The sequence below is a fragment of the Micromonospora sp. NPDC005237 genome, from assembly GCF_040607775.1.
Taxonomy (GTDB): domain Bacteria; phylum Actinomycetota; class Actinomycetes; order Mycobacteriales; family Micromonosporaceae; genus Micromonospora.
The window spans coordinates 357,829-372,354 of record NZ_JBEXHJ010000007.1; the positions used below are offsets into that span (position 1 = coordinate 357,829).

Here is a 14,526-nt window from a genome sequence, read left to right on the forward strand (position 1 = left end):
CGGGCGTCAGGTCTCGCCGAAGCGGTCGGAGAGCGCGTAGCGCAGCAGCACCACATCGCCGATCTGACGGGCCTCGGCCAGCCGGGCGCGGCGACCCGCGTGCCAGGGGAAGCTTCCCTCGCCGACAAACCGGGGCGCCCGGCGGTCGCCGACGAAGAACGGGGCGACCACCAGGTGCAACTCGTCGGCGAGGCCCGCCGTGAGGAACTGCGCGTGCACCGTCCCGCCGCCCTCCACCATCAGCCGCCGCACACCCCGCGCCGCCAGGTCGGCGAGGACCCACCCCGGGTCGACCGGCTCGCCCCCGTCCACCACGGTGGCCAGCCGACCGACCCGCTCGCGAGTCTTGTCCAGCACACCGCTGGCGCAGTAGACCAGCCGGTCGGGATCGCCCGCGGTGAAGAACCGGGCGGTCGGATCGAGATCCCCCCGGGCGGTCAGGGTCACCTTGGTGGGCGAGGCGGGCCGCCCGCACGCCACCCGCTCGGCCCGGCGCCCGGCGGAGCGCACCAGCAGGCGCGGGTCGTCACGGCGGACCGTGGCGGCGCCGACCAGGATCGCGTCGCAGCTGGCCCGTACCGCGTCGACACGGTCCAGGTCGTCCTCGTTGGACAGCAGCAGCCGCTGGTCGGAGGCGTCGTCGATGTACCCGTCGAGGGAAGCGGCGCAGCTCAGCAGCACGTACGGCCGGCTGATCATCGGGAGACGGGCCGGTCAGGGGTACGACCCGCCGGCGCCTCCGCCGCCTCGGTCTCCGCCGCCTCGGTCTCCGCCGCCTCGGTCTGCGCCGCCTTGGCGGCCTTCGCCGCGAGGTACTCGGCGTTGGCCGGGGAGAGGAAGATGCTGGTGGGGACGCGCTCGACGACGTCCACGCCGAGCCGGGTCAACTGCTCGGCCTTGTCCGGGTTGCTGCTGAGCAGGCGCACGCGCGGCACGCCGAGGGTGGCCAGCATCTGCGCGGCGGCGCTGTAGTCGCGCTCGTCCTCGCCCCGGCCCAGCGCCACGTTGGCCTGGTAGGTGTCCAGCCCGGCATCCTGCAGGGCGTACGCGTCGAGCTTGGCGTACAGGCCGATGCCCCGGCCCTCCTGGCGCAGGTAGAGCAGGAACCCTCCGGTCTCGGCGATCCGCTGCACCGCCTCGCGCAGCTGCGGCCCGCAGTCGCAGCGCTGGCTGCCGAACACGTCACCGGTGAGGCACTCGCTGTGCGGGCGGACCAGCGGCGGCTCGCCACCGGCGGCGAGCCGGTCCAGCGCCCCGGCCCAGTCACCCAGGCCGAGAGCGAGGTGCTCCCGACCGTCGATGAGGCCCTTGAACGTGAACACCCGGACGGTGGTGGTGTAGCCGTCGGGAAACGCCAGCGGCACCGTGACCTGCGTACGGACCGTGGCGACCGGCAGTGCTTCGGGCATGGGACTCCTTTGTCCGGCGCCGCCAACAGGCGGCGACGCGTACCGTCTCACCACCACTCAACAGCCGCCGCCGGAGGCAGCTTCCCGAGCGGTGGCGGGATTGCGGGCCCGCCGGGCGAGCAGCACGGCCGCGCCGGGCAGGCTGGCCACCAGCACGAGGGCACCGTAGACGGTGGCGGTGGCGACACCTTCGGCCGCGCTGAGTCCGGCCGCGCCGAACACCCACGCGGCCACCCCCTCGCGGGGTCCGAACCCGGCGACGTTCAGGGGCAGACCCATGGCGAGCAGGGCCAGCAGGGTCAGTGGCAGCAGCCGTGTCAGCGGAGCGTCCGAACCGGCGGTCCGTGCCGCCACCAGGAAGGTGGCGAGGTGCCCGGCGACCATCACGGCGGAGGCGACCAGCACGCCGAGCCAGGTTCGCCGGGCCAGCAGCCCGGACCGCACGTCCGCCACGGCGGTGCGTACGCCTCGGGACCACCGGGACCGGCCGGCGCCGGGCAGGCGCCGCGCCAGCAGCACGACGGCCAGCCCGCCCGCGAGCAGCAGGGCGGCGGCGGCCGGCAGGTACGGCCGCACCGGCGACGGAAACGCCGCCAGCACCACCAGCGCGACACCCACCAGGACCACCTGCCCGGCGGTACGCTCCCAGACCACCGCGCGGATGCCCCGGCTGACGTCGCCGGCGTCGCGGCCGTGGCGTACCGCCCGGTGCACGTCCCCGAGCACCCCGCCGGGCAGCGTGGCGTTGAGGAACACCGCCCGGTAGCAGTGCGCCACCGCGGTCGCCAGCGGCAGTCGTACGCCGAGGCCACCGGCGACGAGGCTCCACCGCCAGGCCGCGCAGACCGTGGTGAGCACGCCGATGAGCAGGGCCGCGGCCAGCGCCGGCGCGTTGATCAGCCGTACGCCGGCGAGGAACGGGCCGCCGCCCACCTGCCACAGCAGGGCGGCGAGCAGGCCCACCCCGCCGACCACTCGTGCCCAGGCCCACACCATCGACGCCGGTCCTCCCTGAAGATCGTCCACTCCCTCTAGTGCACGTACCCAGGGCGTCGACGGTTCATCCGCCGGCCAGAAGGTCCAGGTGCTCGACCAGCACGCCGAGCCGGCCGGCGGCGGCGTCGGCCAGCCGGCGCTGGGCGTACGCCCCGGTTGCGCCGGCCAGTTCCGGGCGTTGCTCGCAGGCCGCGCCCAGCCAGCCGCGGAACCACTCGGCGGCCAGGTCGGCCTGCTCCGGGCCGAGCCGCCACGGGCTGGGCCGCTCCCGCACCGGCACGCCCCGCCGGGCGAACGCGGCGGCGGTGGCGTCGGCGGCGTCCGGGCCGAGCAGCCGGCGGCCGTCGACGGTACGCCGCTGATGCTCGTTGAACGCCTCCTCGACGGCGGCGTCGAGCGGGTCGGCCGGGGTGAGCCGGACCCGGCCGGTCACCGATATCGCGAACAGGGCGGGGCGGCCGGCGTCGACGCAGGCGGCCACCACCCGTTCGACCTCCTCGGCGGTCAGCATGTCCAGCAGCGCGGACGCGGTGACCAGCGCGCCGTCGGACAGGTCGGCGGCGCTCAGCCGGGTCAGGTCGCCGCAGCGGGTGTCGACGGTGACCGGCGCTCCGTCGGCGGCGGTCACCCCGGCCATGCCGTCGGCGGCCCGGGCCAGCAGGTCGGCGTCCCGGTCGTGCAGCACCCAGTGCTGCGGCCCGGTCAGCCGGGCCGCGAGCCAGCGGCTCATCGAGCCGGTGCCGCTGCCCAGGTCGTGGATCAGGATCGGGTCGTGGCCGGTCAGCCGGGGCCGGACGGCGTCCACCAGGTCCTCGGCGCGGGCCGCCGCGTCGGCCGGCTCGCGCAGACGCAGCCAGTCGGCGAACGGCAGGGTCTCCTCGACGGTCATTCCGCCACCTCCTCCAGCACGGCGGCCAGGCGCGCGGTCGTCACCGGCCAGTCGGTCAGGGTGTCGCGCCGGGCGAGCGCGGCGTGCCGCAGCCGGGCCCGCAGCTCGTCGTCACCCCACCACCGGCTCAGCGCGTCGGCCAGGGCGGCCGGGTCGTCCGGCGGGACCAGCAGCCCCGGCAGGTCACCGTCGGGGGCGCGGCCCAGCGCCTCGGGCAGGCCCCCCACCTCGGTGGCCAGCACCGGCACGCCGCGGGCCAGCGCCTCGGTGACGACCATCCCGTACGTCTCGCCCCGCGACGGCAGCACCAGCAGGTCGGCGGCGGCGTATGCGGCGTCGAGCGCCGGGCCGGTCAGCGGGCCCGCCAGCCGGACCCGTTCCGACAGGCCGGCGCCGGCGAGCCGGTCGCGGAGTCGGTGCACCAGTTCGGGTTCCCGGGTCAGCGTGCCGGCGCAGACCAGCGTCCAGGGCATCTCGGCCAGCACGCACAGGGCGTCGACCAGCACGTCGTGGCCCTTGTGGCGGGTGACCGCGGCGACGCAGAGGAGTCGGTGGCCGGCCGCCGAGCCGGGGGGCGCCGGCGGTGCGGGCGTCACCCCCGGCGGCGCGACCCGGACGCGGTCGGCCGGCAACCGGTGGTGGGCCAGCAGGCGACGGCGGGTCCAATCGCTGGTGGCGACGACCGCTCGCGCGGTGGCCAGCGCCCGGCCCTCGGCCTCGTCGTTCAAAGGCATGTGCACCAGGAGGACGAGGCGCAGCCGTGTCGCGTGCGGGGCGAGCAGGTCCGGCACCGTCGAGGCGATCAGGCCGTCGACGAGCACCACGGCGTCGTCCGGCGCGGTGGCCAGCAGCCGGGCCAGCGCCGCGAGCGCCGCCGGGTCGGGGTGCGGCCACGCTCCGGGCACCGAATGCTCGTGCACCACCCAACCGCGCTCGCCGAGCCCGGCGCAGACCCGCCGGTCGTACGTGTTGCCGCCGCTGGGCGCTGCCGGGTCGTCGATGTCGCCGGGCAGGACGACGTGCACCGTACGGCGGTGCGGGCCGACGACCCCGGCGGCGTGGGCCGGCGTCGGCCGGCCCGCGTCGATCACAGCGACCGCTCGTAGCTGGCCCAGGCGACGTGTGACTCGTGCAGGGTGACGGTGATGCCGGCCAGCTCACGTGCCCCGGCGCCCAGCTCACCGGCGTGCACCCGCTCGGCCAGGCGGTCGGCGACGGTACGGGCCAGCACCTCGGTGGTGGTGTTCATCCCGGCGAACGCGGGCTCGTCGTCGAGGTTGCGGTAGGACAGCTCGCCGACCACGGCGCGCAGCTGCTCGGTGGCCAGCCCGATGTCGACGACGATGCCGTCGGCGTCCAGGTCGGGCCGGCGGAACGTCGCGTCCACCACGAACGTCGCCCCGTGCAGGCGCTGAGCCGGGCCGAACACCTCGCCCCGGAAGCTGTGGGCGATCATCATGTGATCCCGAACGGTCACGCTGAACACGGTAACTCCCCGTCGTCGTAGCTGATGAGGTGGCAGAGCGCGGGCAGGTCACCCGTGCTCAGTTGGGCGAGTACGTCGGGCAGTTCGGTGAACCGGGACGCGCCGGTGATCAGCGCGTCGAAGGCCGGGTCGTCGAGCAGGTCCAGGGCCAGCGCCAGCCGATCGGCGTAGCTGCGGCGGCCCCGCCGCGCGGGCGCGACCATGCCGACCTGGCTGCTGCGCACGGTGAGCCGTCGGGAGTGGAACGCCCCGCCCAGCGACACCTGCACCGGGCGGTCGCCGTACCAGCTCAGCTCGATCACCGTGCCCTCGGGCGCGAGCAGGTCCAGCGCCTGTTGCAGCCCGGCGGACGTGGCGCTGGCGTGCACGACCAGGTCCCGGTCGCCGGTCGCGTCGCCCGGCCGGGCGAACCGCACACCGAGCGCCCCGGCCACCCCGACCCGGCGCGCGTCGGTGTCGATCAGCTCGACGTCCACACCGGGGAAACGCGCCAGCAGCGCCGCGACGCAGCAGCCGACCATGCCCGCGCCGACCACGCTGACCCGGTCGCCGACCAGGGGCGCGGCGTCCCACAGGGCGTTCACGGCGGTCTCCACCGTGCCGGCGAGCACGGCGCGGGCGGGCGGCACGTCGTCCGGCACCGGCACGACTGCCGTCGTCGGCACGACGTACGCGCTCTGGTGCGGGTGCAGGCAGAACACCGTACGCCCGAGCAACTCCGGCGGGCCCTCTTCGACCACGCCGACGCTGAGGTAGCCGTACTTCACCGGGCCGGGGAAGTCACCCTCCTGGAACGGGGCGCGCATCGCCGCGTACTGGTCGGCGGGCACCCGGCCGGCGAACACCAGCGTCTCGGTGCCCCGGCTGACCCCGGAGTAGCGGGCTCGCACCAGCACCTCGTCCGGCCCCGGGACGGGCAGCGACACCGGCCGGATCTCCGCCGCGCCGGGCTCGCGCACCCAGCAGGCGTACGCCTCGCGGATCACCCTCGCACACCTCACCTTTTGTCCCGGTCGAACCGAACGGCCCTGATTTCCGTGTTCCCTGTCGGGGTCGTCGATCATAAACACGGAGGTACGGTGCCCACAGTTCGAAGCGGTCCGGTGATCGGGCTGAGCGCGCAGTTGGTCGTGCTGGCGGCGCTGGCCGCCACCGTGGGTCTGAGCACGGCGGGCTGGCTGGCCGGGGCCGGCTACGCGGCGCTCACCTGCCTCGCGTTGAGCCGGGGCCTGCACCTGTCCGGCGCGTCGCGGCTCGGCCCCGCCGACCGGGTGACGCTGGCCCGGGCAGTCCTGGTCGGCGCGGTCACCGCGCTGGTGGTGGACTCGTTCGGCCACCCGACGCCGGTGGGGCTGCTGGTCGCGCTGAGCACGGTGGCCCTGCTGCTGGACGCGGTGGACGGTCAGGTCGCCCGGCGCACCGGCACGGTCAGCGCGCTCGGGGCCCGCTTCGACATGGAGGTCGACGCGTTCCTCATCCTGGTTCTCAGCGTGTACGTCGCCCCGGCGGCCGGGAGCTGGGTGCTGGCCATCGGCGCGATGCGGTACGTCTTCGTCGCGGCCAGCGCCGTGCTGCCCTGGCTGCGCGGCGCGTTGCCGCCGCGCTACTGGCGCAAGGTGGTGGCCGCCGCGCAGGGCGTGTTGTTGACGGTCGCCGCCGCGCGGGTGCTGCCCGAGCCGTGGACCACAGTGGTCCTGGTGACCGCGCTGGCGCTGCTGGTCGAGTCGTTCGGCCGTGACGTGGCATGGCTGTGGCGTCGCCGCCCGGCACCTCGACGGGCCCACCCGCTGCCGGTCCCCGGCCCGGCCGGCGCGGCGATCACCGCCCTGCCCGCCGCGCCGATCGCACCGCCCGCCGCGCCGGTGGCGGTGCCCCTGCTGCCGCTGGGCGGGCACCCACCCGTCGTCGTACCGCCGCTGCTGCCGGTGCCGACGCCCGCGCTGGCGGCCCGCTCGGGCGGTACGGTCCACTCCGACTGGAGGCCCTGATGACCCTTCCCGCCCGGCTACGCCGGCTGACCGGCCGGCAACGCCCGCGCCCCGCGTCGACCGGTGACGCTTCGGCGCGTATCCCCGCGGTGTCGCCCGTGCCACGCGGCCGTGCGCGGCGGGCGCTGGGGTGGGTGGGCACGGTGCTGGCGGTTCTGCTGGTGTACGCCGTCCTGGTCGGCCCGGACCGGCTCGGCGAGCTGACGCCCGGCGCGTTTGTGCGGATCCCGCTGGAGGGTCTGCTGGTCGCCGCGCTGCTGCTGGCGCTGCCGCCGCGGCCGCGGCGGGTGGTGGTGGCCGTGGTCGGGCCGCTGCTGGGCCTGCTGGCCATCGTGAAGCTCGCCGACCTGGGGTTTCGCACGGCCCTCGACCGGCCGTTCGATCTGGTGCTGGACTGGCTGCTGCTGGACGACGCGTTCGGTTTCGTGCGGGACTCGGCGGGGCGGGCCGGCGCGGTCGGCGCGGTGGTCGGCGTCGTGCTGCTGGTCGGTGTGCTGCTGGTGGTGGCGACCGTGGCGTTGCGGCGGCTGGCGGCGCTGCTCGTCGGCCACGAGCGGGTGGCGACCCGGGCGGTGGCCGCGCTGACGGTGGCCTGGGTCCTCTGCGCCGTCGTCGGCGTGCGGATCGTCCCGGGCGTGCCGGTGGCCGACGCCGGAACCACCGCCCTGGTCGGCGCGCACGCCGAGCAGGTGGACGCGCGGCTGCACGACCGGGAACGGTTCACCGCCCAGATCGACGCCGACCCGTTCCAGGGTGTCCCGGGTGACCAACTGCTGACCGGGCTGCGCGGCAAGGACGTCGTCCTCGCCTTCGTGGAGAGCTACGGGCGCGATGCCGTCGAGGACCCGCAGTTGGCACCGCAGGTCAACGCCGTGCTGGACACCGGCACCGAGCGGCTGCGCGCGGCCGGGTACGGCGCGCGCAGCGGCTTCCTCACCTCCCCCACGTTCGGCGGGGGCAGCTGGTTGGCGCACGACACGCTGCTGTCCGGTCTGTGGACGGACAACGAGCAGCGGCACCGCAGCCTGCTGGCCAGCGACCGGCTCACCCTCAACGGCGCGTTCCGCCGGGCGGGCTGGCAGACCGTCGGGGTACTCCCGGCGGCCACCCAGCCCTGGCCGGAGCAGGGTTTCTTCTCCTACGACCGCTACTACGACGCCGAGGCGCTCGGCTACCGGGGCCCGAAGTTCAGCTACGCGCCGATGCCCGACCAGTACACGCTGTCGTTCTTCCAGCGGCGGGTCCGCGCCGGTGCGGACCGTCCGATCATGGCGGAGATCCCGCTGATCTCCAGCCACTCGCCGTGGACGGCGGTGCCCCGCATGATCGGCTGGGACGAGGTGGGCGACGGTTCGATCTACCACGCCGACGCCGGCGCGAAGGACGACGGTGACGCCGACGACCGGGACACCGGCCGGATCCGGGCCGGCTACCGGCAGGCCGTCGCCTACTCACTGTCGGCGCTGATCTCCTACGTCCAGACCTATGGTGACGACGATCTGGTGCTGGTCTTTCTCGGCGACCACCAGCCGGCCCCGGTGGTGACCGGCGAGGGCGCCAGCCGGGACGTGCCGATCACCATCGTCGCCCGGGATCCGGCGGTGCTGGACCGGGTCGCCGGTTGGGGCTGGCAGGACGGCCTGCGGCCCGGCCCGCAGGCTCCGGTGTGGCCGATGGACACCTTCCGCGACCGGTTCCTGACCACCTTCGGGCCGTCGACGTCACCTCTCGCCGCCCCGCGCTGAGAACCATCTATTCCGACAAAGCGCCGCTTCGTCCGTGCCCCGCGTCAGCGGCGTTGGGCTCGGCCAGTCGGCCGAGTTCGGTGGCAGCGAGCCGACGCAGAGTCGGGTCGGGATCGCTGGTGTAGCGGTGGAGGATCTCCGGCGCGGCGTCAGGAGCGAGACGTCGGACCAGAACCGCGACACGCTGGCGAACCATCGGGTCGCGGTCGTCCGCCACCTCCGCCAGGAGCTGCCCCCACTCCGATGAGCCGTCACCGGCGCCGGCGAGGCCACTGATGGTCGCGGCCCGTACCGCCGCCTCGTCGTCTCGCGCCAGCACCGTGAGCTGCGGCCGCACCCGCGGATCCGAGTCCACGGCCTTCGCGAGTGATGTGGCGGCTCGGGCCCTCAACCGGGGATCCGCCGCGGCGGCCATCGTCAGCAGCGTCGTGACCGCCGCCGGCCCCCCGACCGAGCCGAGGGCTTCCCCAGCGTCCTCGCGGACGTGCTGGTCCGGGTCCTGAAGCAGCCGCTGCAACGTCGGCGTCGCCTCGCGCGCGCCGAGTCGCCCCAGCGCGTACGCGGTCATCGACCGCACCCGCGCCGCCGGGTCCGCGGCGACCGCAGCCAGTGGCGTCACGGCGTCGGCCCGGCCGGTGTAGCCGAGCCTGCTCACTGCCGAGACCCGCACCCGCTCATCACCGTCCCCCAAGGCCAGAACGAGGACGCGAAACGCCCGGTCGTCGCCGGCGGGATCGGGGACCGAGCCGACCGCGATCGACCTGACCGTCGGGTCGGTGTCGGCTGCGGCGGCGGCCAGCAGGTCGAGATCCTCCGCCTCGACCACGAACCCCAGCGCCCACAACGCCACGCGACGCACCTCGGCCGTGTCGCTCGTGACCGACTCCAGCACGATGCGCCGGCTGGCGTCCCGGTCCGTACTCAGCAGGTCGATGATCTCGGCCTGCAGACTGTCCTGGTCATCCCCCAGGTCGCGCGCTGCGGCGCCCAGCAACACCGGGAGCGCCGCCACCTTCTGGATACCAGCCAGGACGCCGGCGATCAGGTCGCGGCCGTAGAAGTTCTTCTCGTCGAGGAACCGGGCCAGTGCCTGCTGAAGCAGTGGCACCAGGGTGGTGTCCCCGCATGCCTGGAGGGCGGCGAGGGTCGGCGCTATCTCGTCGTAATCGTCCTCAAGTTCCACGGCATGTCGGACCACGGCTTCCAGGGCCGCACGGCTGTCAAACACCTCGGCACCATGCCACACCAGGATTCGTGCTGTGGTCCCGCCCGGCTTCTCGTTCAGGCGGTGCTGTCGTCCCGCAGCCAGCCGACGAAGGCGCCCATCCGCTCGGCGCTCCAGCGTCTCCGGGCCGGGTACCCGTACCAACGGCCCTCTGCGATCTCGAAGCGCCAACGCATGATGAGCCCGGGTCGGTAGACGGGGAGGTCGATGCCCCACTGTCTGGCGATCCCTTCCGCGGTGCTGGTCAGACGATCGATCTCGCCGGGCTTCAGCTCGAGATCACGGGTGGCGGTGATGACCACCGCCAGCTCCGTCGTTCCGTGCCGTACGGGGCGGACGTCGTCGTCGGCCGCCTTTCCCAACTCCCGGTCGAGCTCGGCCCTCGCTCGCAGCCGACGCGCCAGCGGGACATTTCCGAGCAGGATGGCGTGCCGGTAGTGGCCCTGCGTCGTACTCAGTCCGTTCGTCCGCCCGGTGGCCACGCCCACACGGTAGGAACGACCCACAAGCTGAGCACCGGCCAGCAGGCCAGGTCGCCCGACTACCCCCGGTCGGTGGTGGCGGGGCGGGCGCGGACGTGCAGCCGCTCCCCCTGCGGCCCGAAGAGGCTGAGCGCCTCGGCGGTGCCGGGGCCGGGATTGAAGAAGAGGTGCGGGACGCGGGTGTCGAACTCGGCCACCTCCCCGGGCGTCAGGATGAGGTCGCGGTCACCGAGCAGCAGGCGCAGCCGGCCCGAGAGCACGTAGAGCCACTCGTACCCCTCGTGGACCTGTGGGGTCCGTCCCCCGGCGGACGGGTCCGGCGGGAATATCTGCTTGAACGCCTGGAGGCCGCCCGGTCGGCGGGTCAGCGGCAGGTGCGTCACGCCGTGCCTGACGATCGGCGTGGGGCGTACGCGGGGGTCGCCGGTGGTCGGGGCGTCCACCAGCTCGTCCAGCGCCACCTGGTACGCCCGCGCCAGCGGGAGCAGCAGCTCCAGGGTGGGCCGGCGGGTGCCGGACTCCAGCCGGGACAGGGTGCTCACCGAGATGCCGGTCAGCTCGGCGAGCTGGGTCAGCGTGATGCCGCGCTGGTGGCGCAGGGCACGCAGCCGGGGACCGACGGCCGCCAGCGCGACGCTGTCCTCGTTTGCCATAACGGCAAGGATACTTGCCACCCGGGTTGCGGCGACGGATGGTGGGCTCAGCCGACAAGTAGGGGGACATTCCGGTGGACGAGACATACGACGTGGTGGTGGTGGGCGGCGGCGCGGCCGGGCTCAGCGGGGCCCTGGCGCTGAGCCGGGCCCGGCGGTCGGTGCTGGTGATCGACTCCGGCGAGCCGCGTAACGCGCCGGCCGACCACGTGCACAACTACCTGGGCCGCGAGGGGACGCCGCCGGGCGAGCTGCTCGCGGCCGGACGCGCCGAGGTGGCCGGGTACGGCGGGCAGTTCCGCGCCGGCCGGGTCCAGACCACCACCCGCGACGACGACGGCTTCCGGCTCGCCCTCGACGACGGGAATTCGGTGCGGGCCCGCCGCCTGCTGGTGGCCACCGGGCTCACCGACGAGCTGCCCGACGTGCCCGGGGTGGCGCAGCGGTGGGGCCGTGACGTGCTGCACTGCCCGTACTGCCACGGCTGGGAGGCGCGGGACCGGCGGGTCGGCGTGCTGGCGACCGGGCCGATGTCCGTGCACCAGGCCGAGATGTGGCGGCAGTGGACCTCCGACGTGCTGCTCCTGCTGCACGACGCCCCGACCCCGGACGAGGAGACGGCCGAGCGGCTGGCCGCCCGGGGCATCGCGGTGGTGCCCGGCCCGGTCGCCGCGCTGGAGGTGAACGGGGACGCGCTGAACGGAGTACGGCTCGCCGACGGCCGGGTGGTGGCGCTCGACGTGGTCGTGGTCACGACCCGCACGGCGCCCCGCGCCGACCTGCTGGTGGGGCTGGGCCTGGCCCCGGAGGAGGTGACGATGGGTGGGCACGTGATCGGCACCCAGATCCCGGCCGACGCGACCGGGGCGACGACCGTGCCGGGTGTCTGGGTGGCCGGTAACGTGGCCGACCTGCGTGGCCAGGTCATCACGTCCGCCGCCGCTGGCCTCACCGCCGCGGCGGCGATCAACGCCGACCTCATCGCCGAGGACACCCGCGACGCGGTCACCGCGTACCGGCAGTTGGTGGCCACCACCTTCGAGGAGCCGGCGTGGGAGGAGCGGTACCAGGCCAAGCCGGCCGTCTGGAGTGGGCGCCCGAACCCACAACTGGTCGCCGAGGCCGCCGATCTGGCCCCGGGGCGGGCGCTGGACGTGGGCAGCGGCGAGGGCGCCGACGCGGTGTGGCTGGCCGAGCGCGGCTGGCGGGTGACCGCGGTGGACATCTCGACCACCGCGCTGACCCGGGCCGCCGAGCACGCCGAGACCGCCGGGGTAGGTGACCGGATCGAGTTCACGCACGCCGACCTGCGCGACAAGCCGCCCGCCGAGGAGGCGTACGACCTGGTGTCGGCGCAGTTCATGCACCTGCCGCCGACGCAGCGGCGGGAGTTGTTCGCCCGGCTGGCCGACGCGGTGGCCCCGGGCGGCCTGCTGCTGATCGTCGGGCACCACCCGTCAGACCTGTGGACGCCGGGGCACCGGATGCACATGCCCGACATGATGTACACCGCCGAGGACGTGGCCGCCTCGCTGGACCCGACCCGGTGGGACGTGCTCGTCACCGACACCCGCCCACGTCCCGGGCCGCACGACGTCGTCCACCACGACGCGGTCCTGCTGGCTCGCCGCCGCTGAACCGGCCGATCGGGGAGTCGTGGTGCATGACAAGAGCCGCGGATCAGGGCCTTTTGGGCACCGCGGCTCCACGATCGACCACGGTGTGGCGCGGAGGCGGGACGGGCCTTCGCACGGGGGTGGGCTCGGCGGTAGCGTTGCGCCACACTCACGGCCCGCAGGGGCGGTTGACCGCCGGCCCTGACGCCCCCGATCGTACGGAGGATGGTGCATGTCCATCGGCGCTGAGCCGCTCGCAGCACGCGACGACGCGGCCTCGCGGCCAACCTTCGAGCTCGCCCTGCGCGGCTACGACAAACGCCAGGTGGACCGGCACCTGGAGCAGCTCGACGGCCAGATCGCGATGCTCAGCGGCGAGCACGGACGTTCCGCGGTGCGGGTTCGTGAGCTGACCGCCGAGGTGCAGCGGCTGCGCGCCGAGCTGTCCGAGCTGCACGAGCAGCCGGTGCAGGTGGACCGCGCCTCGTTCCAGGATCTGGGCCCGATGGTCGGCGAGATCCTGACCCTCGCCGAGAAGCAGGCCGCCCTCATCACCGAGTCGGCCAGCGACCGGGCCAACGAGCTGCGCACCGAGGCCGAGCGGATCCTCGCCGACACCCGCGAGCGGGCCGCGCAGGCACGCCAGGACCTGTCGGAGGAGCTGGCCGCGCGGCGCACCGAGCAGGAACAGGCGTACGAGGAGCGGCGCGCCGTGGCCGAGGCCGAGCTGACCGCGATCCGGGAGCGCGCCGAGCAGTTGCGCGCCGACGGCGAGGCCGCGCACGAGCGCGCCCAGCACGAGGCGAAGCGCATCACCGAACAGAGCGCGCAGCAGCTCAACCAGACCCGGGTCGCCGCCGATGCCCTCATGAAGTCGGCCCGCACCCAGATCCAGCAGGAGGTTCAGGCCGCCCGGGCCAAGAACCAGCAGGAGATGGCCCAGTGGCAGGCCGGGGTGGAGCGCGAGGTCGCCGAGCGGCGCAGCGCCGCCGAGCAGGAGATCGCCGAGTTGCAGGCCGCCGCGGAGGAGGAGCTGGCCGAGCAGCGCAGCTCCACCGAGCAGCAGATCGCCGCGCTGCTGGCCGAGGCGCAGCAGCACGTGACCGAGCTGCGTAACCGGGCCGACGAGCAGGCGGCCAGCCACCAGGAGCAGCTGACCGCGCTCCAGCAGGAGATCGAGGAGCGCCGGCAGGAGTCGGCCCAGCTGCACGCCGAGCTGGCGACCGCCCAGCAGCAGCTCGCGGAGGTCCGCCAGGAGGGCGAGACCCTGGAGAACGAGCTGTCCCGCGTCCAGCAGCGGTTGGGCGAGGTGCGCCGGGACCTGACCGCCGAGGCGGCCCGGCTGGACGAGGCCCGACGGGCCGGGGATTCCGCCGAGCGGCACGCCAAGGAGGTCCGCGCCCGGGTGCAGCGTGAGGCGAAGCGGGTGGCCGACCTGGCCGCCGCCGCCGTGATGGCCGCCGCGGCCGGCGGCACGGAGACCGCCGAGTACCCGATGGTCGGCCCCCGGTCGAACCCGTCCCGTGCAGGTGTCGACCTGCTCCCCGTGGACCGGCCCGGGAGCGACCGCGCCGACGCCGACCGGACCGACGCCGACGACACCCGGGCCGACCAAGCCCGGGTCGAGGTCGAGCATGCGGAGGTCACGCACGCCGATGCCACGCACGCCGGTGGTGAGCACGCCGATGCTGAGCACGCCGGTGGTGAGCACGCCCATGCTGAGCACGCCGAGGCCGAGCACGCCGGTGGTGACCATGCCGACGGCGAGCGCCCGGGTGGGGCGCCCATGCGGTACCCGGTGGAGCCGGCCGACCGGACGGCCACGTCGGGGATGCCGACCAACGACGCCGAGCGGATCTTCACGCGGCCCGAGGCCCCGACGCCCGTACCGTTCCTGGCCTTCGGGCAGCCGGTCAGCGACAACGGCACCGCCCGGCACTGACCTCGCCGGTGGCTGACCCGGGCCCCGCGCGCGGATGCGCGCGGGGCCCGGGGTCACGGTTCGGCGCGGCCAGGCCGGCCCGTCGACGACGGCGG

At 74.8% G+C, this 14,526-nt stretch carries 12 protein-coding genes and 2 pseudogenes; 4 read left to right on the forward strand and 10 right to left on the reverse strand.

Annotated elements, in window-relative coordinates; translation table 11 throughout:
- Positions 1 to 6: 6 nt before the first annotated feature.
- The 7 genes from ABZT87_RS21245 to ABZT87_RS21275 all read right to left on the reverse strand — a co-directional run bounded on the left by ABZT87_RS21245 (position 7) and on the right by ABZT87_RS21275 (position 5,766).
- Entirely contained in the window at positions 7 to 699 is a 693-nt protein-coding gene (locus tag ABZT87_RS21245; RefSeq protein ID WP_354860850.1) for a dihydrofolate reductase family protein, read from the reverse strand.
- On the reverse strand, positions 696 to 1,409 hold the full coding sequence (gene ribA / locus ABZT87_RS21250) for a GTP cyclohydrolase II (protein WP_355137584.1): 714 nt from the start codon (positions 1,407 to 1,409) through the stop codon (positions 696 to 698). The genes ABZT87_RS21245 and ribA overlap by 4 nt, the downstream gene beginning before the upstream one ends.
- Positions 1,410 to 1,466: 57 nt before the next feature.
- Complete coding sequence (locus ABZT87_RS21255; protein ID WP_355137774.1) at positions 1,467 to 2,405, reverse strand: lysylphosphatidylglycerol synthase transmembrane domain-containing protein; 939 nt, start codon at positions 2,403 to 2,405, stop codon at positions 1,467 to 1,469.
- A gap of 64 nt (positions 2,406 to 2,469) precedes the next feature.
- On the reverse strand, positions 2,470 to 3,294 hold the full coding sequence (locus tag ABZT87_RS21260) for a class I SAM-dependent methyltransferase (protein ID WP_355137586.1): 825 nt from the start codon (positions 3,292 to 3,294) through the stop codon (positions 2,470 to 2,472).
- Positions 3,291 to 4,319, reverse strand: coding sequence for a glycosyltransferase family 4 protein (locus ABZT87_RS21265; protein WP_355137776.1), 1,029 nt, complete (start codon positions 4,317 to 4,319; stop codon positions 3,291 to 3,293). The genes ABZT87_RS21260 and ABZT87_RS21265 overlap by 4 nt, the downstream gene beginning before the upstream one ends.
- A gap of 62 nt (positions 4,320 to 4,381) precedes the next feature.
- Positions 4,382 to 4,780: a 6-carboxytetrahydropterin synthase gene (locus tag ABZT87_RS21270; RefSeq protein WP_354860845.1), complete on the reverse strand. Its 399-nt coding sequence runs from the start codon at positions 4,778 to 4,780 to the stop codon at positions 4,382 to 4,384.
- Positions 4,768 to 5,766, reverse strand: coding sequence for an NAD(P)-binding protein (locus tag ABZT87_RS21275; protein ID WP_355137588.1), 999 nt, complete (start codon positions 5,764 to 5,766; stop codon positions 4,768 to 4,770). The genes ABZT87_RS21270 and ABZT87_RS21275 overlap by 13 nt, the downstream gene beginning before the upstream one ends.
- A 93-nt stretch (positions 5,767 to 5,859) precedes the next feature.
- Here ABZT87_RS21275 and ABZT87_RS21280 point away from each other — a divergent pair.
- Positions 5,860 to 6,549: pseudogene (locus ABZT87_RS21280) on the forward strand (CDP-alcohol phosphatidyltransferase family protein); the annotation flags it as partial.
- Between the two features lie 365 nt (positions 6,550 to 6,914).
- Positions 6,915 to 8,513, forward strand: a pseudogene (locus tag ABZT87_RS21285) (sulfatase-like hydrolase/transferase); the annotation flags it as partial.
- 7 nt (positions 8,514 to 8,520) lie between these two features.
- Here the strand turns inward: ABZT87_RS21285 and ABZT87_RS21290 are convergent.
- Genes ABZT87_RS21290 through ABZT87_RS21300 form a run of 3 tightly spaced genes read right to left on the reverse strand, consistent with a single transcriptional unit; the run spans position 8,521 to position 10,873 of the window.
- Entirely contained in the window at positions 8,521 to 9,741 is a 1,221-nt protein-coding gene (locus ABZT87_RS21290) for a HEAT repeat domain-containing protein (protein WP_355137590.1), read from the reverse strand.
- A gap of 53 nt (positions 9,742 to 9,794) precedes the next feature.
- Positions 9,795 to 10,220 (reverse strand): hypothetical protein, encoded by a 426-nt coding sequence (locus tag ABZT87_RS21295; protein ID WP_355137591.1) that lies wholly within the window; start codon positions 10,218 to 10,220, stop codon positions 9,795 to 9,797.
- Between the two features lie 59 nt (positions 10,221 to 10,279).
- Positions 10,280 to 10,873 carry a helix-turn-helix domain-containing protein gene (locus tag ABZT87_RS21300; RefSeq protein ID WP_355137593.1) on the reverse strand — a complete coding sequence of 198 codons (594 nt, stop codon included), beginning with the start codon at positions 10,871 to 10,873 and terminating at the stop codon, positions 10,280 to 10,282.
- Positions 10,874 to 10,947: 74 nt separating this feature from the next.
- Between ABZT87_RS21300 and ABZT87_RS21305 the strand changes: the two genes are divergently transcribed.
- Entirely contained in the window at positions 10,948 to 12,510 is a 1,563-nt protein-coding gene (locus ABZT87_RS21305; RefSeq protein WP_355137595.1) for a bifunctional NAD(P)/FAD-dependent oxidoreductase/class I SAM-dependent methyltransferase, read from the forward strand.
- 211 nt (positions 12,511 to 12,721) lie between these two features.
- Positions 12,722 to 14,431: a hypothetical protein gene (locus ABZT87_RS21310; RefSeq protein WP_355137597.1), complete on the forward strand. Its 1,710-nt coding sequence runs from the start codon at positions 12,722 to 12,724 to the stop codon at positions 14,429 to 14,431.
- Positions 14,432 to 14,526: the final 95 nt, after the last annotated feature.

Bases quoted from the DNA above. Each gene is read 5' to 3' on its own strand.
- ABZT87_RS21245 (WP_354860850.1), bottom strand. From the start codon at position 699: ATGATCAGCCGGCCGTACGTGCTGCTGAGCTGCGCCGCTTCCCTCGAC.
- ribA (WP_355137584.1), bottom strand. From the start codon at position 1,409: ATGCCCGAAGCACTGCCGGTCGCCACGGTCCGTACGCAGGTCACGGTG.
- ABZT87_RS21255 (WP_355137774.1), bottom strand. From the start codon at position 2,405: ATGGTGTGGGCCTGGGCACGAGTGGTCGGCGGGGTGGGCCTGCTCGCC.
- ABZT87_RS21260 (WP_355137586.1), bottom strand. From the start codon at position 3,294: ATGACCGTCGAGGAGACCCTGCCGTTCGCCGACTGGCTGCGTCTGCGC.
- ABZT87_RS21300 (WP_355137593.1), bottom strand. From the start codon at position 10,873: ATGGCAAACGAGGACAGCGTCGCGCTGGCGGCCGTCGGTCCCCGGCTG.
- ABZT87_RS21310 (WP_355137597.1), top strand. From the start codon at position 12,722: ATGTCCATCGGCGCTGAGCCGCTCGCAGCACGCGACGACGCGGCCTCG.